Source organism: Streptomyces chrestomyceticus JCM 4735 (assembly GCF_003865135.1).
Taxonomy (GTDB): domain Bacteria; phylum Actinomycetota; class Actinomycetes; order Streptomycetales; family Streptomycetaceae; genus Streptomyces; species Streptomyces chrestomyceticus.
This window is the reverse complement of the sequence record NZ_BHZC01000001.1, coordinates 1,688,207-1,714,466: the sequence shown is the minus strand read 5'-3', so window position 1 is coordinate 1,714,466 and position 26,260 is coordinate 1,688,207. Positions and strand designations below refer to the sequence as shown.

Here is a 26,260-nt window from a genome sequence, read left to right as displayed (position 1 = left end):
TGAAGATGGCCGGGAAAGGAAGGAGCCGGTGAGTGCCCGAACCCAGCGACGCCCTGCTGGCCGTACGTGCCGCGGAAGGGGACGAGGGGGCCTTCGAGGTGCTCGTACGGCGGCACAGCGCTCAGCTCCTGCGCCTGGCGACCCGGCTGCTCGGCAGCCGCACCGACGCGGAGGACGCCGTGCAGGACGCCTTCGTGAGCGCCTGGCGCCGCATCCCGGAGTTCCGCGGCGACGCCGCCTTCGCGACCTGGATGTACCGCATCGTCACCAACCGGTGCCTGAACCTGCTGCGGGCCCGCAGACCCACCCAGGACCTCGGCTCGGTGCCCGAGCCGAGCGCGCCCGAGCACGCGTCGTCACCGGTGCGGGCGGCCGAGTCGACCGCCGCCGTCGAGGCGCTGATGCGGGCGATGGACGGACTCACCCCGGAGCAGCGCGCCTGCTGGGTGCTGCGCGAGCTGCACGCCCTGCCGTACGAGGAGATCGCCGCGGTGGTGGGCATCAGCCACCAGGCGGTCCGTGGCAGGGTCTTCCGGGCACGCCGCTATCTGACGGAGGCGATGGGCGCATGGCGCTAGGTGAGCACGACGACCCGATCCTGCCCTGCGGCCGCGCGCTGTCGTCCGTGTGGGAGGAAAACGATGCGGAGGGCGTGGACGGCGCGGACGGTCCGGCCGGGGACGCCGCCCCGGACGCGGGCCCGCACGCCGACCGGTGCCCGTACTGCCAGGAGGCGCTGGCGGGCCTCGGCGTCCTCGACAGTTACGTACGCGAGGCCCGGCGGCCCGCGGGCTCCGACGAGGAGGAGCGGAGCGCCGAACGCTTCACGGCCCGGGTGATGGACCTGGTCAGAACCGAACTCCGGCCCGGCAGGACGCTGCCGCTGGGCGATCCGGAGGACGACGCCTGGATCACCGAGGCCGCGGCGGCCAAGTCCTTCCGCGCCGCAGCCGAGACCCTGCCGGACGTCCAGGCGGGCAGTTGCCGGGTCACCCTGCTCGCGCCGCGCGGGCCCATGAAGGTGGCGATCGAACTGGCGGCCGGGTACGCGTGGCCGCTGCCCACACTGGCCGACCGGGTACGCGAACGGGTGCGCGCGGCGGCGCGGGACGGCATCGGGCTGGAGGTCGAGGAGGTCGACGTCACCGTCGTCGACCTGGTCGCGGGGGAGACGGATGGCTCCGGCGGGCATCCGGAAGCCGGCGAGGAGGGCAGGACATGAGCCAGGTCATGAAGGGTGACGCGCAGTTGCACGCCGCGATCCTCCGTGCCGCCGCAGGGGCCGCCAAGGACACACCCGGTGTCGCCTTCCTCCGGCCCGGCCTGGGCGAACTGCTGCGGGGGACGGTGGCGCGGACGACCGGAACCGGCTCCGGCGCCGCCTCCCGGCCCGGTGGCGGTTCTCCTGCCCCGTCCGTGCGGGGCGGCCGGGTGCCCGGCGTACGGGCCGACCGCGGTCCCGGCCCCGGGGCGTGGCGGATCCGCGTCCACCTGGCGGTCCGGCGCGGTCACCGGGCCCTGGACGTGGTCCGCGCGGTCCGGCCACGTGTCACGGCGGCGGTCCAGGAGGCGGTGCGGACGGCGGGCGAAGCCGCACCCGAGGTCGCCGTGACGGTGACCGTCACGGACATCACCTGAAAGGCGTCACCTGAAGGGCTTCCGCCGCGTGCCCCGCCCCGTCAGACGAAGGGCAGATTCGCCCACGGCGAGGCCGGGTCCTGGCCGAGCACCCGGTGCAGGTGCACCGCCTCCTGGTACGCCGTGCCGAACCAGCCGTTGTCGAAGGCCAGCGCCCGGCCCAGCGCGTACCCCGCCGAGAACTCCTGCCAGGAGCCGTACGCCGCGCGCGCCAGCTCACCGGCGCGCAGCACGGCCTGCTCGGCCTCCGGCGGCGCGCAGTAACGGGCTCCGAGCCCCCAGCGGACGAGGGCGACGGCATGTGCGTAGTCCAGGGCGACGAGCGACTTCACCTGCCCGTCCGCGGGCAGCACCCCGTCCGCGCGGAAGCGCTCCTCGTACTTCTCCACCAGCTCCGGCACACCACCGGACCCGGAGTCCTCCCCACCGGCGCGGGCACGCAGCGCGGCCTCCGTCTCGGCCGGTACGAAACCGGCGTCGAGCAACTGGCCGAGGCGCTGCTGCCAGGACGCCGGGTCGGTGACCGACCACTGCTCGTGCAGCAGTTGGGCGTCGGCCGCGTAGTCGAGGAAGGCGGTGCCCAGTTCGTTCCACGGCACGCTGTGATGCACGGCGAGCGGGGCGCCGCAGGCGAGCCCCTGGGCGAGCGGGCCGTGCAGCGGGCCGCCGAGGTGGGTGGTGAGCAGCCCGCCGGGACGGACGCCGTACTGGGCGCGGATGCGGGTCCACGTGCCGCGGTGCGCGGCGGTGGCCGGCAGGTACGCGGCACACGGCGTACCCGGGTTGACCGCCAGCTTCCACCGGTCGTTCGGCCAGTCCTGCGCCAGCTCCTCCACCGTGACCCGGTCGAAGAGCTGCTGGGGGTGCCACGGCGGCAGCATGCCGCGGGTCGTCACGGGGATGCACGTACCGCCGCCGGCCGGGTCCTCGTAGACCGGCAGCGGGTCCTGGCCCTGCTGGGGCACCGCCAGATACAGATCCTCGCCGGCCACGGCCGCGACCTGGCCTTGCCAGTCGCCCCGCGCACCGGCCTCGCACAACCGCCGTTCCGTCTCGGTCGGCGGTATCCATCCTGGAGTTCCCACGGAGCAGAACCTTACGGTGGGCGGTCCGGTGGCCCCGGAGGCGGGGTGCTTTGCCGGACCGGCAAGGATGTTTGCCTTGTGGCGCTCCCTGCCGGACGCTCGCACCATGACGGACCACATCCACGGCACCACGACCCCGGCACCCGAGTCCGGCCACGACCACGGTCAGGGCAACGGCCGCCACCACGACCACACGCACATGGACTGGGACGCGCTCGCCGCCTACCTCGAAGGCGAGGCCGAGTTCCTGACCCCGCTCCTCGAACAGGCCACCGCCTGGCTCCGGGACCTGCTGACGGAGTCGTCCGGCCCCGGGCCCGACGAGGTCCGCCGGGTGCTCGACGTCGGCAGCGGCCCCGGCGTCACCAGTTGTCTGCTGGCCCAGGCGTTCCCGCAGGCCGAGATCGTGGCGGTGGACCCGACCGAGGCGCTCCTCGAACGCGCCCGGGAGCGCGCCGCCCGTCTGGGCCTCGGCGACCGGTTCCGTACCCAGGTGGCCGAGCTGCCCGACCACATCGAGGCCGTCGGGGACGCGGACCTCATCTGGTCCAGCAAGGCCCTGCACCACGTCGGCGACCAGGCGGCCGCCGTGGCCGCGCTGGCCCGGCGGCTCCGTCCGGGCGGGCTGCTCGTCGCGTCCGAAGGCGGCCTCGCCCCCCGGTTCCTGCCCCGTGACTTCGGCATCGGCCGCCCCGGCTTCCAGGCGCGTCTCGACGCGGTGCAGGACGACTGGTTCGCCCAGATGCGCGCCGCACTGCCCGGCAGCCGGGCCGTCGTCGAGGACTGGCCCGCCATCCTGACCGCCGCGGGCCTGTGCTCCCCGCGCAGCCGCAGCTTCCTCCTCGACCTCCCCGCCCCGCTGGAACCCGCCGGACGGGCCCAGCTCACCCTGCTGCTCTCCCGCTTCGCCGAGAAGGCCGGCGACGACCTGGACGAGGAGGACCGCGCCACCCTCACCCGCCTCCTCGACCCGGACGACCCGGCAGGCATCGCCCGGCGTCCGGACCTCTTCTGGCTCTCCGCCCAGACCTTCCACACGGCACGGGCGGCCTGACCGTCCGCGCCACCCGGCATACGTCCGCCGCCCGGCTGACAGCTTCCCCCGAGCGCCCCGCCCTGGGAGCGGGCGGGACGCTACGGCACCGCCCGGCCGCCGCCCCCGTAGAGCCACGTCCTCTCCCCGCCGCGCACGCCCCCGTCGGTGTGCTCGTGCGCGATGGGCAGGACCTGGCCGAACGGCGGCCGGCCGGTGCCGGGCGGGGTGGTGGCCCTCCCGGCCGGGAAGACCCCTCCACCACCCCGCCGTGTGATCAGCTCGCCGGCCCGTGGCGAGGGCGTACGGCCGGGCCGGCGGGCTGAGCCTCAGCAGTCCAGGTAGGCGCGGTGGATCCACACCCCGGTGCGACCGCCCCACAGGTCACCCATGACCCAGGAGCCTTCGGTGCCGCGCGCGTTCATCTTCTGGCCCCGGTTCACCTGTCCCAGGACGGGGTAGCCGGTGCCCGGGCCGCCGCGGTAGTTGACGCCGTTGTCGTTGACGGTGCAGACGACGGCCTGGACCGCGGGCGAGGCGGTCCGGTGGGCGGGGGCCGGACCGGCGGCGGTGGCCATGGTGCCGCCGCCGAGGGCGAAGACGGCCGCGGTGGCCGCGAGAGCGGCGGCGGCGCGGGGAATGCGGATCATCTGAATCTCCTCCGTTGGGTGATCCTCGGTACACCGGGGCCGTCTGCTGCCCGGACCCGGCACCCTGACCTTCGTCCCGCGCCGAGCGGCGGGCCAAGGGGTTTCCCGTCCCCCGCGGGGCGTGGGAAACCGGGAAACCGGGGGTGAGCTGGGAGGGGCGCGAGGAGGGGGAGGAGGAAAAGGAGAGGACGGGACGGAAAGGCGGCGCCGCCGTCCCGGGTGGGGCGGCGGCGCCGGAAGGTGCTGCACCGGACCGGGGTCCGGGGAGGTGTCTCAGCCGTTCATGGTGTCCGGGTCCGGGCCCAGGCGGGTGCCGGAGTCCAGGGCCGCGAGAGCGGACATGTCGGCGTCGTCCAGCTCGAAGCCGAAGACGTCGATGTTCTCCTTGATCCGGGACGGGGTCACGGACTTCGGGATGACGACGTTGCCGAGCTGGAGGTGCCAGCGGAGCACGATCTGCGCCGGGGTGCGCCCGTACTTCTCGGCGAGGCCGGTGACGGTCGTGTTCTTCAGGAGGTCCTTGCCCTGGCCCAGCGGCGACCAGGCCTCGGTCGCGATGTTGTGCCGGGCGTGGAAGGCGCGCAGCTCGGACTGCTGGAGCTGCGGGTGCAGCTCGACCTGGTTGACCGCCGGCACGACGGACGTCTCGCCCAGCAGCCGCTCCAGGTGGGCGGGCTGGAAGTTGGAGACGCCGATGGCCTTGGCGCGGCCCTCTTCGTAGATCTTCTCGAACGCCCGGTACGTGTCCACGTACGTGTCCTTGGCGGGCATCGGCCAGTGGATCAGGTACAGATCCACGTACTCCAGGCCCAGCTTGCCGAGGGAGGTGTCGAAGGCGCGCAGGGTCGAGTCGTAGCCCTGCTCGTCGTTCCACAGCTTCGTCGTGACGAAGAGCTCGTCACGCGCGATGCCGGAGGCGGCGAGCGCCTTCCCCGTGCCCTCCTCGTTGCCGTAGATCGCGGCGGTGTCGATGCTGCGGTATCCGGCTTCCAGGGCGTTGCCGACGGCCGTGGCGGCCTCGTCGTCCGGCACCTGCCAGACGCCGTAGCCGAGCTGCGGCATGGCGACATCGTTGTTGAGGGTGATGTGGGGGACCTTGCTCACGACGGATTCGATCCTTAGGTCGTCGTACATGTACTCCAACGTCAACGATCATCCCGTACGGAGCATTCCCGCGCACCTCCAGTGAGTGCCGATGAATTCAGTACGCGCCGGCACGTTCCGGCGCGGGTGCGGACGAGGGCGCCGTACGGGCCGTCTCGGCGGCCAGGGTGAGGGCGCCGAGGCAGAGCACGACCAGCCCCGCGACCAGCTCCAGGGCGCCCGCCAGGCCCGGCAGGCCGCGGGCGGGAGCCGAGTCGCCGCCGGTCAGGGCGTCGGCCACGGCCCACGAGAGCCACATCGTCCCGCCCCACGCGAACACCGTCGCGGAGCCCAGCCAGGCCAGCGCGAGCGGCACCCGCGTACGCAGCCGCCGCAGGCGCCCCCGGTGGGGAAAGAGCAGAGCGGCCAGCCCGGCCGCGCCGGCCAGCGCCAGCAGGCCCTGGACCACGCCGGACGTGGCCGTGACGACGCTCCGGGCGGGCAGGGCCGCCGCTCCGGGGCCCGTCGGCATCCCGAGGCCCCACAGCACGTCGACGATGCCGAGTACGGCGAGCAGCACCGCGGCCGGCACACCGAGCAGCCGCCGTGCCACCCGTACACCAGGGGCCGGAACGGGTACGGACTCCAGCGGCCGGCGCAGCAGCGCGCCCCAGCGCCGGTGCGCGTAGATCCAGAAGGCGCTCAGCAGGGTGAGGCCCTCGACGATGAAGGCGCCGTAGACCAGCACGTAGACCCAGGGTTCGAGGAAGTCGCCGGACGCCATCGGGTTCGCCGCGCCGGTCAGGGCGGCGACGGCGGAGCCGGTGGGCACGGTGATCATCAGGGGTGTGAGCAGCCCGGACGCCATCCACAGGGGCAGCGCGAGCAACCAGGCGGGGGCCCGCAGACCGGACGGGCGGGTGAGGGTGTACGCGATGGCGGCGGCCACGGCGTCCATGAGGAAGGTGACGATGTTGGCCGCGATCCAGGTGCCCCGGCCGGCCCGGTCCACGTCCACGATGCCGATGTCATGGCCCAGGACCCACAGCAGTTTGAGAAGGAGGTACGGGGCGCAGGCCGCGACGGCCACGCGCCCCAGGAGGACCTGGCGGCCCATGAGCTGTTCGGTGTTCATGACACGAGCCTCCCGGCGGCCCGCGGACCGCACCTCCGGCCGGGGGACGAACCGCCTCCGCCGCGCGGGGGAGGCGCGGGTACGACCCGTGCGCCCCCTCACGCCCGGTACAGCGCCTCCACCTCCGTCGCGTACGCCGCCTCGATGGCCTTGCGCTTCAGCTTGAGCGACGGCGTCAGCAGGCCGTGCTCCTCGCTGAACTGGTGCGCCAGTATCCGGAACGTACGGATGGACTCGGCCTGCGAGACCAGTGTGTTGGCGGCGACCACGGCCCGCCGGATCTCCGTCTCCAGGTCGGGGTCGTGCACCAGGTCGGTCGGCGGCAGCTCCGGCTTGCCGCGCATCCTGAGCCAGTGCCCGACCGCCTCCGGGTCCAGCGTCACCAGCGCGGCCACGTACGGACGGTCGTTGCCGACGACGATGCACTGGGCGACCAGCGGATGCGCCCTGACCCGCTCCTCCAGGACGACCGGGGACAGGGTCTTGCCGCCGGAGGTCACCAGGATCTCCTTCTTGCGGCCGGTGATCGTCAGATAGCCGTCCTCGTCGAGCGCGCCGAGATCGCCGGTGGCCAGCCAGCCGTCGCGCAGGACGGCGTCGGTGGCCCGCGCGTTGTTCAGGTAGCCCTGGAAGACCTGGCCGCCGTGCAGCCAGATCTCGCCGTCCTCGGCGATGTGCACGGTCGTCCCGGGGACGGGGGAGCCGACCGTGCCGAAGCGGGTGCGCTCGGGCGGGTTGGCGGTGGCGGCGGCGGTGGACTCCGTCAGGCCGTACCCCTCGTAGATCGTCACCCCGGCGCCCGCGAAGAACAGCCCGAGCCGGCGCTCCATCGCCGAACCGCCCGACATGGCGTGCCGCACCCGGCCGCCCATCGCCTCCCGCACCTTGCTGTAGACCAGCTTGTCGAAGAGCTGATGCTGCATCCGCAGCGGCGCGCCGGGCCCGGACGCGGTGCCGAACGCCTTGTGCTCCAGCGCCTCGGCGTAGCGGACCGCCACGTCGACGGCCTTCTCGAACGGCCCGAGCCGCCCCTCCGCCTCGGCCTTGCGCCGGGCCGCCGCGAAGACCCTCTCGAAGATGTACGGCACGGCGAGGATGAAACTGGGCCGGAACGACTGGAGGTCGGGAAGCAGGGCGGCGGCGGACAGCTCGGGCTGATGGCCCAGCTTGACCCGCCCGCGTACCGCCGCGACCTGCACCATCCGGCCGAAGACATGGGCGAGCGGCAGGAACAGCAGGGTGGACGCCTCGTCGCCGGGCCTGGAGTGGAACACCGTCTCGTAGCGCCGGACGACGTTGTCGGCCTCGGCCATGAAGTTCGCGTGGCTGATCACGCAGCCCTTCGGGCGGCCGGTCGTGCCGGAGGTGTAGATGACCGTCGCGGTCGCGTCCGGGGTGACCGCCATCCGGTGGCGGTGCACCACGTCGTCCTCCAGGTGCGCGCCCGCCGCCGTCAGCTCGGCGACCGGGTCGGCGTCCAACTGCCACAGGCGGCGGAGCTGCGGCAGCCGGTCGATGACCGAGCCGACGGTCATCGCGTGGTCCTCGTGCTCCACCATGCAGGCCGACACCCCCGCGTCGTGCAGCATCCAGAAGACCTGCTCGGCGGAGGAGGTGGGGTACAGCGGTACGGACTGGGCGCCCACGGACCACAGGGCGAAGTCGAACAGCGTCCACTCGTAGCGGGTACGGGACATGATCCCGACCCGGTCGCCGAACCGGACACCCTGCGCGAGCAGCCCCTTGGCCAGGGCCAGCACCTCGTCACGGAACTCCGCCGACGTCACGTCCCGCCACCGGCCGGCCTCGTCCTTGCGCGCCAGCGCGGCCCGGCCCGGATCCGAGCCGGCATGATCGAACACAGCGTCCGCCAACCCGCCGACGCGGGGCGCCGTCGCCAAAGGCGGGACGGAGAACTCGCGCAATGACCCAGCTCCTCGACGTGCTTCTCACCGGGCCGAGACCGTACCCCAACACCGCGGGCCCGCGGGAGGGGCGGCCGGTCGGCCGGACCGGTGGCATAGTCGCTGGTCATGAGGCGAAAACGGGCTACTCAGGAGAAGCCCGGACATCGTCGGGGGCGGCGTGCGCCCGATGATCACGGCGCGGGGACCGGATCTGCACCAAATCTCTTCGTGCGCCGTCGCGTCTTTCCAGGGCGAGCGTGCCGCTACGGAAGCTGCAGCCGGTCGCCGCCCGCCAGTATCGCGTCGGCCAGCGCGTCCGCCGGGCCCCTGGCCGCCCCGTCCCGCTCCCCGTGCAGCAGGACGAAGTCCACCCCGCCGAGCTCCGGCAGCCCGGCCCGGGACGGCACCCGCACCAGGCCGGGCGGGATCATGCCGAGGCTGTGCGCCATCACGCCCAGGCCCGCCCGGGTGGCCGCGATCAGGCCGTTGAGGCTGCCGCTCGTACAGGCGATGCGCCAGTCGCGGCCCTGCCGCTCCAGCGCCTCCAGCGCGCGGGCCCGGGTCACCGCCGGCGGCGGGAACACCACCAGCGGGACCGGCCGCCGCGCGTCCAGCCGCAGCCGGTCCGTGCCGACCCACACCAGCCGGTCCCGCCAGACGAGCCGGCCGGTGGGCGCCTCCGCCCGGCCGCGTGCCGGGTCGGGGCGCCGCTTGGCCAGTACGAGATCGAGGCGGCCGGCCGCCAGCAGTTCGTGCAGCGTCCCGGAGAGTTCGACCGTCAGCTCCAGGTCCACCTCGGGGTGGTCGCGCCGGAACTCCTCCAGCACCTCCGGCATCCGGGTCAGCACGAAGTCCTCCGAGGCCCCGAACCGCAGCCGGCCGCGCAGCCGCGTGCCCGTGAAGAAGCCCGCGGCCCGCTCGTTGGCCTCCAGGATGGTGCGCGCGAAGCCGAGCATCGCCTCACCGTCCTCGGTGAGGTCCACGGCATGGGTGTCCCGGGCGAACAGCCGCCGCCCGGCCACGTCCTCCAGCTTGCGCACGTGCTGGCTCACGGTGGACTGCCGCAGGCCGAGGCGGTGCGCGGCCTGCGTGAAGCTCAGCGTCTGCGCCACCGCGAGGAACGTCCGTAGCTGTACGGGGTCGAACATCGCCCCGGCCCGGTCACTCATCACGCACCATCACGCATCATCACCGACGTTCATCACACTTCATGATGACAGTCACCACGGTAAGAGGGCTTCCCGATGGCTGCGCCACCAGGCAGGCTGGAGAGGGCACCGTCCACCCCACCCGCACTGTCAGGTCACTCCCGCACCGTCCACCCCACCTGCACCGTCCGTCCCATCCGCGAAGAGAGAACATGCGCCGCCCTCAGCTCAGAATCCCCTCCTGGCTCCCCGTGGACGGATTCATCCTGGCCCTCGTCGGTACCGTCGGCCTCGCGGCCCTGCTCCCCGCCCGGGGCGCGGCCGCCACCGTCGCCGACGACGCGTCGACCGGTGCCGTGGCGCTGCTCTTCTTCCTCTACGGCGCCCGGCTCTCCACCCGGGAAGCGGTGGACGGGATGCGCCAGTGGCGGCTGCACCTGACGGTGCTGGCGTGCACGTTCGTCCTCTTCCCCCTGCTGGGGCTGGCCGCCGGCGGTCTCGTCCCGTACCTCCTGACGCAGCCCCTCTACACCGGCCTGCTCTTCCTGTGCCTGGTGCCCTCCACCGTCCAGTCCTCGATCGCCTTCACCTCGATAGCGCGCGGCAATGTCGCGGCGGCGATCTGCGCGGGCTCCTTCTCCAGCCTCATCGGGATCGTCGTGACGCCGCTGCTGGCGGCGCTCCTCCTGGGCGGTGACGGCGGCGGGTTCTCGGCGAGCTCACTGGTCTCGATCGTCTTCCAACTGCTGGTGCCGTTCCTGGCCGGTCAGTTGTTGCGCCGCTGGATCGCCGGTTTCATCACCCGCCACAAGAAGATCCTCGGCCTCGTCGACCGCGGCTCGATACTCCTCGTCGTCTACACCGCCTTCAGCACGGGCATGGTCCAGGGCATCTGGCACCAGGTCTCGCCGTGGCGCCTGCTGGGCCTGCTGGCCGTCGAGGCCGTCCTGCTGGCCCTGATGCTGACGATCACGTCCTACGGTTCCAAGAAGGCCGGTTTCCCCCGCGGCGACCGGATCGCCATCACGTTCGCGGGCTCGAAGAAGAGCCTGGCCGCCGGCCTGCCCATGGCCAGCGTCCTGTTCGGCGCACAGGCCGGGCTGGCGGTGCTGCCGCTGATGCTGTTCCACCAGATGCAGCTCATGGTCTGCGCGGTCCTCGCGAAGCGGTACGCGGCACAGGCGCCGGAGGAGCGGGAATCCGGGGGCGGGTCCGGGGCCGGGGATCTGCCCGGCCCCGGACGGCGAGAGGCGGGTGTGCGGCCGCGGCCCGGCGTCGATCCGGGCGGCGCGGAGCAGGCCGGTGCGGTACGACCGGCCCACTCCGCTCCGTGAGTGCCGCGTGATGTGACGGCCCGTCAGTCCTCCTCGTCCACCCGGTCCAGCGGCAGGTGCAGGACGACAGGACCGGGGACGCGCGCGTCGTCCCCGCGTACGCGTGCCAGCTCCTCGTCGTCCAGCGCGCGCCCGTAGACCCGCACCTCGTCCAGGTCGCCGGAGAGGTGGGAGCGGCTGTCCACCTTCTGGCCCGCGTGGACGCCGAAGACCGAGGTGCGGCTCACGGAGCCCGGCACGTCGGGGGCCGTGCGGGTCTCGGTGCCGTCGACGGTGAGGGTCAGCCGTCCGCCGGTGCGCCGCAGTGCCAGGTGGTGCCACGCGCCGTCGTTGTACGCGGCGGTGGTGGCGACCTCGGCGGTGGCGGGCGGCCGGGCGCCGTCGAGTGCGGTGATGTGGGCGACGACCCGGTTACGGGCGGGGTCGCCGCGCAGCGCCACCTGGGGGCTGCGGCTGCCCACCCCGCCCATCCACAGGAAGGGCTGCTCGCCGGAGGCGGCGCGGTAGTGGAACCAGAGGCTGCACGTGAAGTCGCCGCTGCCGAGGGGCAGGGAGCGGCGGAAGGGCAGCCGTACGGCGTCGTCCCGGCCGTCGAAGGAGAGCCCGTCACCGAAGCGGCCGGCGGCCGGCCGGGCGCCGCCCAGGACGAGCGCCGGGTCGGCGTGCCGACCGAGGTCGGGCGTCGTCGGATCGGGGGCGCGGCGCGGGCCGAGCCAGTCGTCGGTGAAGCGCGCGAAGCGGATCTCGTCGCGGGCGTCGGCCGCGCCGCCCTCGTACAGCAGACCGGTCAGGCCGGGCGCGACGGACACCAGGTCGGAGTAGCCGGACCAGTCGGTGGTGACGCGGGCGCCCCGGTCGACGCCTTCCCAGGTGCGGCCCTCGTCGTAGGAGGAGCGGACGGTCATGGTGCGGCGGCGGTCCGGGTCGGCGGGCGCGGCGAGCAGCGTACGGCCCGCCTTGCCGGAGCCGTGCGGCGGCAGCCGCAGCACCGAGCCCTGCACCATCGGCGCGTACAGGTCGGGCAGGGTGCGGAAGGGCCGGGCGAAGGTCTCGCCGCCGTCGTGGCTGACGGCCTCCGTGCGGTGGCCGAGGTCGGTGCCGTCCTGCTCGCGCGCGTTGACGTACACCGAGCCGTCGGAACGTTCCAGCAGGCTCATCTCGGACGGCTTCTGCCGGAACGTGCCGTCGGCGGCGATCGGATAGCTGTCCACGGCACCGACGCGCCAGTGGTCGCCGCCGTCGTCGCTGAGCATGAGTGCCGCGTGGTTGGCGGTTGTCCGGCCGCCCGCGTAGCTCTCCGCGTTGACGGTGAAGACCAGGCGTCCGGCGTGCCGTCCCCGGGCGAGCTGGACGCCGTGCACGGGGCCGGTGGCGTACCAGGAGTTCCAGCCGGCGGGCCGGAGTTCGGCGGTCAGGTCGCGTGGCGCGGACCAGGTGGCGCCGTCGTCGTCGCTGTACTGGAGGTGCGGGGTGCGGTCGCAGGGCACGCCGCAGTTCGCGGCGTCGGGGCGGCCCTTGTTGTAGGTCTCCGCGAGCAGGATGCGGCCGGTCTCGCGGTCGACGACGGGGGCGGGGTTGCCGTGGGTGTCCCCGCCGCCCTCGTTGACGACCTGGAGGGGCCCCAGGTGCGGCCGCCGTCGGTGGAGCGTTTCAGCACGAGGTCTATGTCACCGGCGTCGCCGCAGTCGCGTACCCGGCCCTCGGCGAAGGCCAGCAGGGTGCCGTCGGTGGACCGGACGACCGCCGGGATGCGGAAGCACGCGTAGCCGTGCTCCTGGGACGCCTTGAACAGCACCTGCTGCTCGAAGCCGGAGGCGGGACGGGAGGTGGTGGCGGGTGTCGCCGGGTGGGCCTGGGCGGTGGCCACCGGGACGAGGACGGCGGCCGCCGTGGCGAGCGCGGCCAGGGTGCGGGGCCGGGGCCGTGCGCCGGTCCGGGGCCGGTGGCCGTCGTGGGCGGGGGTGCCGGTCCCGGTGGCGGGTCTGCGGCGGTGGTTGTCGTGTACGCGGAATGGTGACGTCATGATCCGACCTGCCCTTCGAGGCATCGGCGGGGCGTCGAGGAGGAAGAGAGAAGATCCGTACGGCTCGCGCGGGACATCCGACGTAGGACGTCCCATGTCCGCTCTCCGGTGCGCAGGAAGCTACTGGGCCCCCGGCACCGCCACAAGCCACACGCGGCGGTTCGTCGCACCCGGCCGGATTTCCCCCGTCCGTACCACGGCGGGCACATCAGTACGGGCCTCGCCCCGGGGCCGGTCAGGGGACCAGTACGACCTTGCCGAGGTTGGCGCGGGCTTCGATGATCTCGTGCGCGCGGGCCGCTTCGGCCAGCGGGATCCGGGCGTGCACGGCGGCCCGCAGGCGCCCGGCGAAGAAGTGGTCCCACAGCTCGGCGCCGTGCCGCTCGTACAGCTCCGGGCGGGTGGCGGCGAACCGTGCCATGGTGAGGCCGGTGATCGTCTTGGCACCCGCGAGCAGGTCGTAGGCCGGGACCGTGCCGCCGCCCGAGTTGAAGAACACCAGCCGCCCGCCCGGCGCGAGGGTCGCCACCGCGCGCGGCAGCAGTTCCCCGCCGACGCCGTCGAGGACGATGTCGACGGGCTCGCCCCAGGACGCGTCCTCGTACGTCACGACCTCGTCGGCGCCGAGCCCGTACAGGAAGTCCGCCTTCGCGGTGGAGCCGACGGCCGCCACCACCCGCGGCACGCCCCGCAGCTTGGCCAGTTGTACCGCCAGGTGTCCGGTGGCACTGGCCGCGCCCGTGATCAGCACCGACTCCCCGTCGGCCGGGGCGGCGGTGGCCAGCGCCGCGAGCGCGACCTGCCCGCCGCGTACCAGGGCGACGGCGTCCACGCTGGACGCGGCGTCCGGTATGCGGGCGGCCATCGCGGCGGGCACGGTGGCCGCCTCGGTGTACGAGCCGGTGAAGGAGAGCGCGGTGACGCGGTCGCCGACCGCGAAACCGGTGACGTCCGGGCCCAGGCCGACGACCGTACCGGCCACCTCGCCGCCGAGTACGGCGGGGAGCGGCACGCCACCGCCGTTCCCGTCGCCGCGCGTCCGGCGGACGGACGGCAGCGACACGCCGATGGCCTCCGTACGGACGAGCAGTTCGCCGGGGCCCGGCGCGGGGACCTCGGCCTCCTCGACGCGCAGGACCTCGGGTCCGCCGTAGGAATGGAAACGGACTCGCCGCACGGGCACCTCCGGGAGGGTGGGCGCGGCCGGACGCCACGCAGGGGTGGTCGCCCGGGATCGGATCGCCCGGGAACCATTGGGTGGCCCAACGGTAGCAGCGTTCGTTGGGGCGACCAATGGTTTTACGGATAGGCTGGTCCCATGCCAGAGACTCCGTACGCCCCCACCCGCATCCGCTCCCTCCCCAGTTGGCTGCTCGGCCGGGCGGCGGCCCGCGGTCACCGCCTCGTCGCGGAGGCGCTGGCCGAGGAGGGGATGCGGATGATGCACCACGCGGTGCTCTCGGCCGTCGGCGAGCTGGGGCCCGTCTCCCAGGCCGAACTGGGCCGCAGTGTGGGCATCGACCCCAAGGACATGGTCGCCGTCGTCAACGACCTCCAGGCCGACGGGCTGGTGACGCGCACCCCCGATCCGAAGGACCGGCGCAAGAACGCCGTCGAGATCTCCGCGGCGGGGCGGTGCCGGCTACGGCGTACGGAGGAACTGGGCGACCGGGCCAACGACGAGCTGACCGCGGGCCTCACCCCGGCCGAACGGGAGCAATTGATGGCGCTGCTCGCGCGGGTGGTGGAGCCGGGGGCGGATTCGAAGGGGGAGACGGAAGCGGGCTGACGCCTCGCCTTGCGCCGAACCCCGCTCTCAGGCCCTCCCCGCCGCCGCGCCCAGCGCGATCCGCTCCTCGCCCGCGTACACGTTCATCGACGTCCCCCGCAGGAACCCGACCAGTGTCAGGCCGCTCTCGACGGCCAGGTCGACGGCGAGGGAGGACGGCGCGGAGACGGCGGCGAGGGCCGGGATGCCCGCCATGACCGCCTTCTGCACGAGTTCGAACGACGCCCGGCCCGAGACCATCAGGACGGTGTCGCGCAGCGGCAGCCGGCCCTCCTGGAGGGCGCGGCCGACGACCTTGTCGACGGCGTTGTGGCGGCCCACGTCCTCGCGGACGTCGAGGAGTTCGCCGTCGGAGTCGAAGAGCGCGGCGGCGTGCAGCCCGCCGGTCCGGTCGAACACCCGCTGCGCGGCCCGCAGCCGGCCGGGGAGGGCGGCCAGGGTCGCGGGCGTGATGCGGGCCGCGGCGTCGGCGGGCGGGTCCAGGTGCCAGCGGGCGGACGTGCGGACCGCGTCCAGGCTCGCCTTGCCGCACAGGCCGCAGGACGACGACGTGTAGACGTTGCGTTCCAGGGAGATGTCGGGGACGGGGACGCCGGGCGCGAGCTGCACGTCCACCACGTTGTACGTGTTCGACCCGTCCTCGGTGGCGCCCGCGCAGTACACGATGTTCGCCAGCTCCCCGGCGCTGCCCAGCACGCCCTCGCTGACGAGGAAGCCCGCGGCGAGCGCGAAGTCGTCGCCCGGTGTGCGCATCGTGACGGCGAGCGGCTTGCCGCCGAGGCGGATCTCCAGCGGCTCCTCGCCGACGAGGGTGTCCGGGCGTGTGCTCACGGCTCCGTCGCGGATGCGGACGACGCGGCGTCGCTCGGTGACCCGTCCCATGTCTGATCAGTCCCGTCCGTCTGGTGCGCCGGCCCGTGGCAGCGGGCCGGTCTCGGCGGTTCCATTGTCCGGTACGCGGTCGGCTGCTCGTACGAGGTCCGCCGGCCGCCGCAGGGGCGTACGCGTTCCGCCGCCCGGGAGTGCGAGGCCCGCTGCCCCTACCGCACCGTCCCGTGCGCTGCGGGCTGCTCGCCCGATCCCCGTACTCCTTGCAGTACGCGCCCGCCGAACGCTGCCGCGCCCGCGCCTGCCCACAGCGCGTCCAGACGCGTCTGATCCGCCGTCCGCCAGTCCGGGCTGCGCAGGACGAGGGCTTCGCCCAGCCGTCGGCCCAGCTCCATCATCGAGATCCCCACGGGACCACGCGCGGCCCCGTACGCGGCGGACACCTCGGACCAGGTGCTCGCGGCGGCGATCGCCGTCTCCAGCACGGTGACGTCCTGAAGGGCCTTCACCGCGCCGCTGCCGGTGTGCGGGCGGGCGACCGTGGCCGCGTCCCCGGCGAGCAGCAGGCGGCCCGCGGCGTAGTGGGGTGCCGTGAAGTCGTACATCGGCTGGATGAACAGCTCCTCGGGCCGCGTCAGCCGGAGCAGGCCGCCCCAGTAGGGCGGCAGGAGCTCCCCGGCGACCTGCGCGAAGCTGGCGTGCAGCGCCTCGTTGAGGGTGCCGGGCGGCAGGCTGGTGGGGGAGCCCAGGCCGAGGACGGTGTCCGGCGGCGGTACGGCGTACAGCACCCAGTTGGCGCGGTGGCCGCCGGTGCCGTCCGGAATGCGGTAGATGACGGCGTGGCCGCCGGGGAAGACGGCGAAGACGCAGTCCTCGACCGGCCAGACGGCGTCCGGGTCCGGGCCGAGCGCGGCCAGCCGTTCGGCGGGGAACGCGCCGCGCCAGGCGAGGTATCCGGCGTACGCCGGCCGTACGTCGGGGAAGGCGGCGCCGCGGACCACGGAACGGTAGCCGTCCGCGCCGATGACCAGGTCCGCGTGGTGGGCGCTGCCGTCCTCAAGGAGCACCGCCGCGCCGTCGGGTGAGGTCTCGACCGTACGGACCGGGCTGTCGCCGCGGAACACGGCGGTCTCGGGCATCCGGGCGCGCAGCCCGTGCCAGAGCGGCCCCCAGTTGTACGTACGGAACGGGAACGGAAGTTCCCCCACCGGCCGGCCCAGTGGCAGTTCACCGTCGCGCGTGTACCAGCGGCGCCGCCAGAGCTGCAGCCACGGGATGCCGGTGTCCAGGTAGCCCGCCGACGCCAGTTCCGCGTAGCGGTCGTTGTGCACGGCCAGCCCGGCGCCGCGGTCCGCCAGGTGGCCGGCGGCCCGTTCGTACACCGTGACCTCCGCCGCGCCGCCCCGGTGTGCGGCGAGTGCGGCGGCGCAGCCGGTGATGCTGCCGCCCACGACGGCGACCGTTCCTCCGTGCATCGGCAACCCGCTTCTCTCGGCGGCTCCGAGCGGGGCGGAGCCGCGGTGGACCGGAGGGGTGTTCCAGCGGTCGTAGTTTCGCAGGAAATGCCGGTGTCCGGGGCGGAGGCGGCGGACGGCGGCCGGTCGTGGCGGCCGGAAGGCGGCGGTTCCGCGAGTGACCTGCGTTGGGACGGCCGGGGTCGGTAGACTGTAGACGATAACCAATCGGGCGTCCGCGACATGGGCGTCCGCGCGGAAACACCGTCCCGGCCGCGTCACGGAGGGGTACTCGATGCTGTCCACAGGGCTGCCGCAGGGCGCCGTACCGAAGCTGGAACGCCCCGGACCGCTGCGCGAGCGCGTCTACGAAGCGCTCCTCGAACTGATCACCACCCGCACGCTGCGCCCCGGCCAGCACCTGGTCGAGAGCGAACTGGCGGGCCACCTCGGGGTCTCCCGGCAGCCGGTCCGCGAGGCGCTCCAGCGGCTCAACACCGAGGGCTGGGTCGATCTGCGCCCGGCCCAGGGCGCGTTCGTGCACGAGCCCACCGAGGAGGAGGCCGACCAACTGTTCACCGTACGGACGCTGCTGGAGGCGGAGGCCGCCCGGCTCGCCGCCGCCAACGCCGGGTCGGCGGGCATCGCGGAGCTGGAGGCGCTGTGCGAGAAGGGTGAACAGGCGGTACGGGACGACGCGGTGGAGACCGCGGTCGCCACCAACGCGGAGTTCCACGCCAAGGTGATGGAGCTGGCCGGCAACGCCGTACTGGCCGGTCTCGCGGCGCAGGTCGGGCGGCGGGTGCGCTGGTACTACACGCCCGTCGCCCGGCAGCGCGGAAAGCAGTCCTGGGCCGAGCACCGGGAACTGATCGCGGCGATCACCGACCGGGACGAGGCACGGGCGTCCGCCGTCATGCGGGCGCACACCGAGCACACCCGGCGTACGTACCGCGACCGCGACCGGGACGGGGACTGACGGCGGGGCCGAGGTGCTCGGCCCCGCCGCCGGCTGAGTCGCCGCGTCCGCCTCAGCCGTTCGATCCCGCCATTTCGGCCGCCTCGGCCACCGCGTCCGCCTCGGCAGGCTCGTCGGCCGAGCCGGACCGCCCGCCGCCGAACACCTCCTCGACGAGCCGTTCCTGCGCCCGCAGGAAGGGCAGCGTGAGCGACAGCGCGGCGTCGTCCACGTAGTTCAGCGAGGCGGTCAGGGTCCGGCTGCCGTCGAGCGTGCTGTACATCAACGCCGCGTGGCCCCCGGCGCCGCCGTTGTGGAAGAGCAGGGTGTCGCCGCCGGGGCCCGTGTCCTGCACGCGCAGCCCCAGGCCGAAGCCGCTCTTGGGGTGCGGCGCGCGCATCTCGGCCAGCAGCGGGGCCGGCAGGAGTCTGCCGCCCGCCAGCGCGGAGATGAACGTGTGGAGGTCCCGGGTGGTGGAGATCATGTCGCCGCCGGCGGAGACCCAGGAGGGGTTGAGCCGGGTGACGTCGACCGTCTCCGTCCGGCCGGCGTCCTCGTACCGGTAGTAGGCGTGGGCGTGCGGCTGGGGGATCTCCGGTGAGGTGCCCGGCACGACGGTGCCCGACAGGCCGAGCGGAGCCAGGATCCGCTCCCGCGTCTCCTCGGCGCACGAGCGGCCGGTGACCTCCTCGACCAGCAGCCTGGCCAGCACGTAGTTGGTGTTGGAGTAGCTCCAGTCGGTCCCCGGCTCGAACCGGGCCGGCTTGGACAGCGCCAGCCGTACCAGGTCGTCGGGCCGGTAGGTGTGGAACCGCCGGTCCACCCACTCCTTGCCCGAGACGGTGGAGGGGATGCCGGGCACCGTCGTCCCGTCCTCGTAGAACTCGCCGGTGAAGTTGAACACCCCGCTGGTGTGCTGCAGCAGCATCCGTACCGTGATCCGCCGGTCCAGGCCGAAGCCGGGCAGGTAGTCGTCCGCCGGGGCGTCCAGCGCGACCTTGCCCTCGGCCACCAACTGCAGGACCAGGGTCGCGGTGAAGGCCTTGGTGTTGCTGCCGATCCGTACGTGCCCGTCGGCCGGCGGTTCGGCGGACCCGCCCAGCTCGGCCACCCCGGCGCTGCCGGTCCACTCGCCCCGCTCGTCGTGCACGCGCAGCGATATGCCGGTGATGCCGGAGTCGACGACCTCCTGGAGGACCTTTCGCAGCTCCGGGCGGTCCGGCCCGGCGGCGGAGTTCTGCGCGGTGTGGTGCTGAGCGGTGTGGTTCTGCGTGGTGCGGAGGGTCTTGTCCATGGTCTTTCATTCCTCTGAGCGCGGTGGTGGGCGTCCGGCACGGCTCGGCAGCGCAACGGTGACCCAGCGGCCACCGGCCCTTTCGAAGCGGTGATGCGATGAGCGTCCACCCTGACCCAAGGTCAAGGTCAACCTCTGTCGGGGACATGCCCTGAACGGCACCGGGCGCGCTACTCTCCCCCCTGTGATCGTCCGCAACTCGTACGCCCCGTACGTCCTGTGCGTCTCGTACGCCCCGTGCGTCCCGCGCCTCTCCCGCCCCTCGCACCTCTCGTGCCGGAAGGCGGGCTGAGCCGATGGCGGACGGACTCACGATCGGCCAGGCGGCCGCCTTCGTCGGCGTCACGGTCAAGACGGTGCGGCACTACCACCGGCTCGGCCTGGTCGCCGAGCCGGAACGGGACAGCTCCGGCTACCGGCGTTACGGGTCGGCCGACCTGCTCCGGCTGATCCAGGCGCGCACCCTGGCCGGGGCCGGTGTGCCGCTGGCCGAGATAGCCGACCTGCTCGACGCCGGTCCCGAGCGGTTCGCCGCCGCCCTGGACGACGTCCACCGCCGGCTCACCGAACGGATCGAGGACCTGACCGCGCGCCGCGACACGCTGCACCGGCTCACCCATGGCGACCGGGTCCTGCTGCCCGACCGGGCCTGCGCGGTCCTGGACCGGCTCGCCGGACTCGGCTTCCCGCCCGACTACGTGGCCGCTCAGCGGGAGGCGCTGGTGCTGGCCCGGGCGCTGGTCCCGGAGATCGTCGACAGCTTCCTGACCCGGCTCGAACTCCTCCTCGACGATCCCGAACACGTCGAGCTGACGCGGCGCGGCTGGGACGCCCGGTCCTGGGAGCCGGACGACCCGCGGATCGACGCACTGGCGTCCGCACTGACGGACAAACTGCTGGCCGACCGCGCGCGGCTGACGATGCCGGCCGGCTTCGGGAACCAGTCCGACGCCGCCGCGCGGTACCGGCTGGTCAACCGGCACGGGGAGGACCAGGCACCGTCCATCGCCCGGTTGAACGCGCTGATCGAGGCGAACCTGCGCGCGGCAGGCGTCGACGTCCCGCGGCAGTGACGCCCGGTCGGGCCGCCACCGCCGCGGGCAGCGGGGTCAGTCGGCCGCCACCTGACGCAGCGGGTCCATGGCCACGTCGTTCACCGGGTCGACGGCCGGGTCGCCGAGCGGGCGGGGCGCGACGGCCGGTGTCTGGCCCTGCGGGGTGCCGGGGGTCTGCTTCCGCGGCGTTCCGGAAGCCTGCGGGGCGCCGGAAGTCTGCGGGGCCGCGGAATTCTGCTTCTGCTTGGGGTCGGGCGTCTGCTTCCGCGCGGTGCCCGGGGCGGCCGGTGTGTGCTTCCGGGCGGTGCCGAGCCGGGCCGTACCGTCCCCGTCGAACACCCGCTGGCCCGCGGCGAGCGGCGAACGCCCGAACGCGCCGCGGAAGGCGTCGACACCTCGCTGGGTCAGCGTGAAGGGCAACTGCGCCCGTACCTGTCCGCCGCCCACCTTGATCCGGTTGCGGTCCACGCGGAACGCCAGGAAGTCGGTCCGGTGCGCCTTGGAACCGCCCACGTTCGCGGTGACGCGCGAGGTGGCGAGGTCGGCCCGCAGGGAGTCGATCTTCAGATGGCGCTTGTCCTTGCGTACGAAGTCGAAGCCGCCCCTGAAGGTGAGGTGGCCGGAGCCGGCGCGGAGGTCGAACGCGCCACCCGCGATGGGCGCGGACACGCACCGGCGTCCGGCCGGGCCGGTGAGCTTCGCCGGGGCGACCGCCGTGAGGCGGATTCCGGCCGTGGCGAGCGCGCGGGTGGCGCCGGGGGTGAGACAGAAGTCGGCGGTGCCGGTCCCCACGCGTACCGATGTGTCCCGGGGGCCCTGCGGTGCGGCGTGTGCGGGGGAGGCGGCGAGGGCGGTTCCGGCGCCCAGGGTGGCGGCGAGGGCCATGACGCCCGCCGCGGTGAGGGAGTGCGGGCGGCGGCGGTCCGTGGGCAGGGGCATGGTGTGGAGTTCCGTTCTCGTGCGGGACGGCTGTCAGCAGACCTATTGACGGTGGAGCGCCCGCTGTGACGGCCCTGGCGGCGAATCACCCGGATAGCTGGGCAGCGCGCGCGGCGGGCGGGAGACGGTTGCCTGTGCGGGTGTACGTCGACGGGCGTGCTCGTACGTGCGTTGTACGTGCTGTACGTGGCCGTGCAGGTGAGCTGTAGGCGGCGTGTCGGTGACGGCTGCGACGGTCGTGGCCCTGTCCCTGTCCCGCACAGCGCGCCACCGCCGCAGTCGGCCGGTGGCCCGCCCCTCAGGAGAAGTGATGCAGCAGCAGACTCCCCGGCCGGAACCCCTTCCCGTCCGGTACATCGAGGTCACCGCGGTCCGGCGTCTCTCGCCGCACCTGGTCAGGATCACCTTCGGCGGCCCCGACCTCGCCGGATTCCGCCTGGACGCGCCGGACCAGCAGGTGAAGCTCTACTTTCCCCGGCCCGGTCAGCGTGCCCCGCGGCTCCCGGAGGCGCCGGCCGACGGCGACCTGATGCGGTGGTACCAGGCGTTCCGGACGATCCCCGAGGACGAACGGCCGTGGATGCGCAGCTACACCGTCCGCGCGCACCATCCGGAGACCGGCACGATCGACATCGACTTCGTGCTGCACGGTACGGACACGGTGAGTGGCTCGGACAGCGGATCGGACGGCGGTCCGGTGAGCGGGTCGGACGGCGGATCGGCGAACGGCCCGGCGACCCGCTGGGCGCACCTCGCGGCGCCGGGCGACACGCTCGGCATGTTCGGCCCGTCCGCGTACTTCGCCCGGCCGGTCCCGCTCGGCACGGCCGACTGGATGCTGCTCGCTGGGGACGAGACCGCGCTGCCAGCCATCGGCACCCTGGCCGAGTGGCTGCCCGAAGGCGCCCGCGCGGTGGCGTACATCGAGGTCGCGGACGCGGCGGACGAGCAGACCTTCGCCACCCGAGGGGACCTGACCGTGCACTGGCTGCACCGGGGCACGGGTCCGGCCGCGCCGGGGAGGCGCTGGTCGAGGCGGTGCGCGGGGCCCGGTTCCCGGCCGGATCGGTGTTCGCCTGGCTCGCCGGGGAGGCGGGCACGGTCCGCGCGCTGCGCAGGCACCTCGTCGAGGACCGCGGCCTGGACAAGCGGGACATCGACTTCACCGGCTACTGGCGGCGCGCGCTGACCCAGGACGACGCGCCCACGGAAGACGATCTGGCCGATGCGCGGGAGCGGCTGGCCGACGCGCAGTAGGGCGGACAGTTCCGCCTGTCAGATGATGGCGGCGGCTTCATGCACCGTGAGGCCGCCGCCCTCGGCGTGGGCCCGCCAGTAGGCGTCGGTGCCCAGCACGGCACGTAGCGCTGCCTCGGCTTGCTGCCGGACCCGGGCCTCGGCCTCGGGCGGCAGCGGCTGGAGACCGAAGCCGTCGGCGCCGGGCGCGTGCCGGTCGTACGCCCCCAGCAGGCGGGCGCCGTCCTCGGCCGCGCCCGAGTGGGCCATCGACCACCCGCCGCAGAGGAGCTGATGGACCAGCAGGTGCGGAGCCACCAAGGGCGCGAGGCCGGCGAGCTGCCGTACGGCCCGGCGCACGTGCTCGCGCGCCCGGGTGAACTCCCCGTCGAGACAGTCCAGCCAGCCGTGCAGCCCGGTCACCACCCCGGTGAAGAGGGCCGGAGTGCCGGTGGTGAACGCCTGCTCGGCCTCCCGCAACTGCTCCCGGGCGAGGCCGGTGCGCCCGGTCCGGCCGTAGTGCCGGGCCAGCAGCAGCCGCGCCGTGCTCAGCGTCTCGCCGGAGGAGGGCCGGGACTCGGCCACGGCTTCCAGCAGCAGCCGCTCCGCCTCCCGCACCCGCAGAGAGAGGGAAGCGTCGGCCCCCTCGGCGTTGCCGCTCTCCCGGCCGGTCCCGTACCTGTTGTCCCTCCCGTACGTGTCCTCCCTCCCGTACGTGCCTTCCAGCCGTACGGCCGCCAGCCTCGCCTTGAACTCCGGTACCTGCACGTCCGCCCCGACCCGGGCGGAAGACTCCATGGCGCGCTCGAAGTCCGCGTCCGCCAGTGCGTACTGCCCGCGCCGCTCGTACGTGTCGCCGCGCGCGGACAGGGACTCGGCGGTACCCCACAGGTCCCCGGCCGCCTCGAAGAGTGCCAGCGCTTCCTCCGCGTCGCGCGCCGACCGGTCCAGTTCGCCCGGCCGGCCGCCGAGCACCTTGGTGCGCAACAGCAGCGCCAGGCCCAGGTCCCAGCCGTCTCCCAACTCCCGGCAGTGGCGCACCACGGCGTCGACGGTCTCGTCGAGCCCCGCGAACCCGCCGGTCATCAGCCGGGCGAAGAACCACATGACGCCCGGCTGCCGCACGGTCTGCGGCAGCCCCGGCCGGTACGCGGCCACGACCGACTCCGGCCGCACCGGCCCGGACGGTCCGGCCTGGTCGCTGTTGCTCGCCAGCACCAGCAGCCGGACGCCGCGCCGGGCCTCGCGCAGCCGCTCGCCCGACCACGGCGGAGGGACCGCCGTGCACCGTTCCGCCAGGGGCTCGGCGGGCCGTACGGGGTCCGCGAAGGGGTCGGGGCCGAGGCCCGCGACGGCGGCGGCCCAGTGCCGGGCGTCCGCCTGGTGGTTGCGCAGTTGCCAGAACCAGCTCATGGACAGGGCCAGGCACAGTCCTTCCTGCTCCTCGGCCCGGGCGACCGCCGTGCCCAGCGCGGCCCGCACGTTGGCGTGCTCGGTCTCGAAGCGCTCCAGCCACGCCGCCTGGCGCGGCCCGCGCAACTCGGGCTCGCCGGTCCGGGCCAGCTCCCGGTACGCCGTCAGGTGCCGCCGCTCCACGGCCGCCCGCTCCCCGGAGTCCGTCAGCCGCTCCCCGGCGTACTCGGCGACCGTTTCGAGCAGCCGGTAACGCATCCCGCGCGGACTCTCGGGGGCGGCGGTGACCAGGGACTTGTCGACGAGCGAGGTCAGTACGGCCAGGACGTCGGCGGGGGAGTGGGGGCCGTCGGCCGGGGCGGGGACGGCACACACGTACTCCGCCTCCGCCGCCTCGCAGCCGCCGGAGAAGACGGACAGGCGGCGCAGCACCGCGCGCTCGTCGGCCGTGAGCAGGTCCCAGGACCAGTCCACCACGGCGCGCAGCGTCTGCTGCCGGGGCAGGGACGTCCGGCTGCCGCCGGTCAGGAGCCGGAACCGGTCGTCCAGCCGTTCCGCGATCTGACGCGGTGTCAGCGCGCGCAGCCGTGCCGCCGCCAGTTCGACGGCGAGCGGCAGGCCGTCCAGCCTGCGGCAGATCTCGGCGCACGCGTCCGGGTCGTCCTCGGTACGGAACCCGGGGCGCGCGGCGGCACCACGCTCGCCCAGCAACCGGAGCGCGGCCTGCGGCGGCAGCGGCTCGACGGGGCGTACCGATTCGCCGGGGACGCCGAGCGGTTCGCGGCTGGTGGCCAGTACCGTCACACCCAGGCAGTGGGCCAGTACGGTGTCCGCCAGCTCGGCAGCCGCGTCGATCACGTGCTCGCAGTTGTCGAGCACCAGCAGCATCCGCCGCTGCCCGCAGTGGTCCACGAGCCGGCCGAGAGGGGACGCGGGGCTCCCGGAGGCGCGCAGGTCGTCGGCGCCCGGCGCCCGCACCTGTGTCGTCCGGCCGCCGAGCGCGGTCAGTACGGCCTCGGGCACGCTCGTCCCGTCCCGTACGGAGGCCAGTTCGGCGACCCGGATGCCGTCGGGCCACCGTTCGCCCTGCGTACCGGCGGCTTCGGCGGCCTCCAGGGCCAGGCGGGTCTTTCCGACGCCGCCCGCGCCCAGCAGGGTCACCAGACGTTGGTCGGCCAACTCGCGGGTGAGCGCGGCCAGTTCGTCGGTTCGGCCCACGAAGGAGGTGAGGCGGGAGCGGAGGTGGCCGGTCGGGGGTGCGGAGGAGGGGGCGGTCGGTGCGGGGGTGGCGGGGGCCGGTGCGGTGGGGGCTCCCGTGGCCGTGATGCCAGGGGCCGGTGCGGTGGACGTTCCCGTGACGGAGGAGGCGGCCGGTGCCGGTGCGGTGGGCGGGTCCATGGTTCCGGCCAGCAGGTGCGCGTGGAGGGTGCGCAGTTCGGGGCCGGGGTCGGTGCCCAGCCGCTCCGCGAGTCCCGCCCGTACCTCCTCGTACGCCTGGAGCGCCTCGGCCTGCCGCCCCGCCGCCCACAGTGCCCGGATGCGCAGGGCCTGCAAGGGCTCGTCCAGGGGCTCCGCCGTGGCCAGCGACGCCAGTTCGGCCAGCGTGTCCGCCGCCCGGCCCAGCGCCACCTCGGCCGCCAGCCGGGCGCGGCGGGCCTCGCCGTGCCGCCGGTCGGCCCGTACGGCGAGCGGATCACTGTCCCGGTCCGGCAGGTCCGCCAGCGCGGGGCCCTGCCACAGGGCCAGCGCCTCGTGCAGCAGCTCGGCCGCCCGCGCGGGGTCGCCGTCGCGCAGTGCGGCCGTGCCCTCCGCCGTCAGCCGTTCGAAGCGGAAGAGGTCGATGCTGTCCGGCCCGGCCGCCAGCCCGTACCCGCCGGGCGACGAGGTGACCGCCGGCCCGCCGAGAGCCCGGCGCAGCCGGCCGACCAGGGCCTGGAGCGCCGCCGGGGCGTCCGCCGGCGGCTCCGCGTCCTCGCCCCACACCTGGGCGATCAGCCGGTCCGCCGGTACGGGCCGCCCGCCGCCCGCCGCGAGCGCGGCCAGCAGGGCACGCAGCCGCGCCCCCTTCACGGGCACCTCGGTGCCGTCCGGGCGGCGCGCCTGAGTGGCGCCGAGCACGCGGTAGCGGTAGTTCACCGGCCCATTCTCCCCGGACCGCCGCCGGACGCCGACCAGCGGCCACGGCAGCTTTGTCCTCACACAGGAGAAAGTCCGGGGCGATCCTGTCCGTACTTCTTCCCCGTCCGGACAAGCGCTGC

The 26,260-nt window shown here is 74.2% G+C and carries 20 protein-coding genes and 2 pseudogenes; 9 read left to right on the top strand and 13 right to left on the bottom strand.

Features of this window, described 5'->3' with window-relative positions; genetic code table 11:
• Positions 1-32 precede the first annotated feature (32 nt).
• Genes EJG53_RS06930 through EJG53_RS06920 form a run of 3 tightly spaced genes read left to right on the top strand, consistent with a single transcriptional unit; the run spans position 33 to position 1,638 of the window.
• Complete coding sequence (locus EJG53_RS06930) at positions 33-578, top strand: RNA polymerase sigma factor (RefSeq protein WP_030020487.1); 546 nt, start codon at positions 33-35, stop codon at positions 576-578.
• On the top strand, positions 569-1,222 hold the full coding sequence (locus EJG53_RS06925) for an Asp23/Gls24 family envelope stress response protein (RefSeq protein ID WP_174856378.1): 654 nt from the start codon (positions 569-571) through the stop codon (positions 1,220-1,222). Before EJG53_RS06930 ends, EJG53_RS06925 begins: the two co-directional genes overlap by 10 nt.
• A complete protein-coding gene (locus tag EJG53_RS06920) occupies positions 1,219-1,638 on the top strand; it encodes an Asp23/Gls24 family envelope stress response protein (RefSeq protein ID WP_174856377.1) in 420 nt (139 codons plus the stop codon). Before EJG53_RS06925 ends, EJG53_RS06920 begins: the two co-directional genes overlap by 4 nt.
• Before the next feature lie 41 nt (positions 1,639-1,679).
• Here EJG53_RS06920 and EJG53_RS06915 read toward each other — a convergent pair whose 3' ends face one another.
• Positions 1,680-2,723, bottom strand: a complete 1,044-nt coding sequence (locus tag EJG53_RS06915; RefSeq protein ID WP_244955021.1) for a DUF1266 domain-containing protein — start codon at positions 2,721-2,723, stop codon at positions 1,680-1,682.
• A gap of 106 nt (positions 2,724-2,829) precedes the next feature.
• On the opposite strand from EJG53_RS06915, the gene EJG53_RS06910 reads away from it, so the two are divergent.
• Positions 2,830-3,777: a methyltransferase domain-containing protein gene (locus tag EJG53_RS06910; RefSeq protein WP_125044099.1), complete on the top strand. Its 948-nt coding sequence runs from the start codon at positions 2,830-2,832 to the stop codon at positions 3,775-3,777.
• Between the two features lie 308 nt (positions 3,778-4,085).
• Here EJG53_RS06910 and EJG53_RS06905 read toward each other — a convergent pair whose 3' ends face one another.
• The 5 genes from EJG53_RS06905 to EJG53_RS06885 form a co-directional block, all read right to left on the bottom strand.
• Positions 4,086-4,406 (bottom strand): SH3 domain-containing protein, encoded by a 321-nt coding sequence (locus tag EJG53_RS06905; RefSeq protein ID WP_125044098.1) that lies wholly within the window; start codon positions 4,404-4,406, stop codon positions 4,086-4,088.
• A gap of 273 nt (positions 4,407-4,679) precedes the next feature.
• Complete coding sequence (locus EJG53_RS06900; RefSeq protein WP_125044097.1) at positions 4,680-5,510, bottom strand: aldo/keto reductase; 831 nt, start codon at positions 5,508-5,510, stop codon at positions 4,680-4,682.
• A gap of 97 nt (positions 5,511-5,607) precedes the next feature.
• Complete coding sequence (locus EJG53_RS06895) at positions 5,608-6,624, bottom strand: hypothetical protein (protein WP_125044096.1); 1,017 nt, start codon at positions 6,622-6,624, stop codon at positions 5,608-5,610.
• 98 nt (positions 6,625-6,722) lie between these two features.
• A complete protein-coding gene (locus EJG53_RS06890; protein WP_174856375.1) occupies positions 6,723-8,549 on the bottom strand; it encodes an AMP-dependent synthetase/ligase in 1,827 nt (608 codons plus the stop codon).
• 245 nt (positions 8,550-8,794) lie between these two features.
• Positions 8,795-9,679 (bottom strand): LysR family transcriptional regulator, encoded by an 885-nt coding sequence (locus EJG53_RS06885; protein WP_125049210.1) that lies wholly within the window; start codon positions 9,677-9,679, stop codon positions 8,795-8,797.
• A gap of 212 nt (positions 9,680-9,891) precedes the next feature.
• On the opposite strand from EJG53_RS06885, the gene EJG53_RS06880 reads away from it, so the two are divergent.
• Positions 9,892-11,013, top strand: a complete 1,122-nt coding sequence (locus tag EJG53_RS06880) for a bile acid:sodium symporter family protein (protein WP_244955020.1) — start codon at positions 9,892-9,894, stop codon at positions 11,011-11,013.
• 23 nt (positions 11,014-11,036) lie between these two features.
• On the opposite strand, the pseudogene EJG53_RS06875 reads toward EJG53_RS06880, so the two are convergent.
• Both EJG53_RS06875 and EJG53_RS06870 read right to left on the bottom strand, forming a co-directional pair.
• Positions 11,037-13,036, bottom strand: a pseudogene (locus tag EJG53_RS06875) (exo-alpha-sialidase).
• Between the two features lie 235 nt (positions 13,037-13,271).
• Positions 13,272-14,213 (bottom strand): quinone oxidoreductase family protein, encoded by a 942-nt coding sequence (locus tag EJG53_RS06870; RefSeq protein ID WP_125044095.1) that lies wholly within the window; start codon positions 14,211-14,213, stop codon positions 13,272-13,274.
• A gap of 141 nt (positions 14,214-14,354) precedes the next feature.
• Here EJG53_RS06870 and EJG53_RS06865 point away from each other — a divergent pair, with 141 nt between their 5' ends.
• A complete protein-coding gene (locus EJG53_RS06865) occupies positions 14,355-14,825 on the top strand; it encodes a MarR family winged helix-turn-helix transcriptional regulator (RefSeq protein ID WP_125044094.1) in 471 nt (156 codons plus the stop codon).
• A 27-nt stretch (positions 14,826-14,852) separates the two neighbouring features.
• Here the strand turns inward: EJG53_RS06865 and fdhD are convergent, their stop codons facing one another.
• Both fdhD and EJG53_RS06855 read right to left on the bottom strand, forming a co-directional pair.
• Positions 14,853-15,707 carry a formate dehydrogenase accessory sulfurtransferase FdhD gene (gene fdhD / locus EJG53_RS06860; RefSeq protein WP_125044093.1) on the bottom strand — a complete coding sequence of 285 codons (855 nt, stop codon included), beginning with the start codon at positions 15,705-15,707 and terminating at the stop codon, positions 14,853-14,855.
• Positions 15,708-15,865: 158 nt separating this feature from the next.
• Positions 15,866-17,128: an FAD-dependent monooxygenase gene (locus tag EJG53_RS06855; RefSeq protein WP_125044092.1), complete on the bottom strand. Its 1,263-nt coding sequence runs from the start codon at positions 17,126-17,128 to the stop codon at positions 15,866-15,868.
• Positions 17,129-17,402: 274 nt separating this feature from the next.
• Between EJG53_RS06855 and EJG53_RS06850 the strand changes: the two genes are divergently transcribed.
• A complete protein-coding gene (locus EJG53_RS06850; protein WP_125044091.1) occupies positions 17,403-18,086 on the top strand; it encodes a GntR family transcriptional regulator in 684 nt (227 codons plus the stop codon).
• A 52-nt stretch (positions 18,087-18,138) separates the two neighbouring features.
• Here the strand turns inward: EJG53_RS06850 and EJG53_RS06845 are convergent, their stop codons facing one another.
• Complete coding sequence (locus tag EJG53_RS06845) at positions 18,139-19,359, bottom strand: serine hydrolase domain-containing protein (RefSeq protein ID WP_125044090.1); 1,221 nt, start codon at positions 19,357-19,359, stop codon at positions 18,139-18,141.
• A 296-nt stretch (positions 19,360-19,655) separates the two neighbouring features.
• On the opposite strand from EJG53_RS06845, the gene EJG53_RS06840 reads away from it, so the two are divergent.
• On the top strand, positions 19,656-20,432 hold the full coding sequence (locus tag EJG53_RS06840) for a MerR family transcriptional regulator (protein ID WP_125044089.1): 777 nt from the start codon (positions 19,656-19,658) through the stop codon (positions 20,430-20,432).
• 36 nt (positions 20,433-20,468) lie between these two features.
• Here EJG53_RS06840 and EJG53_RS06835 read toward each other — a convergent pair whose 3' ends face one another.
• Positions 20,469-21,353 (bottom strand): hypothetical protein, encoded by an 885-nt coding sequence (locus EJG53_RS06835; RefSeq protein WP_125044088.1) that lies wholly within the window; start codon positions 21,351-21,353, stop codon positions 20,469-20,471.
• A gap of 310 nt (positions 21,354-21,663) precedes the next feature.
• Here EJG53_RS06835 and EJG53_RS06830 point away from each other — a divergent pair.
• Positions 21,664-22,610 (top strand): annotated as a pseudogene (locus EJG53_RS06830) (siderophore-interacting protein).
• Positions 22,611-22,628: 18 nt separating this feature from the next.
• On the opposite strand, the gene EJG53_RS06825 reads toward EJG53_RS06830, so the two are convergent.
• Entirely contained in the window at positions 22,629-26,138 is a 3,510-nt protein-coding gene (locus tag EJG53_RS06825; RefSeq protein ID WP_125049209.1) for an AfsR/SARP family transcriptional regulator, read from the bottom strand.
• Positions 26,139-26,260: the final 122 nt, after the last annotated feature.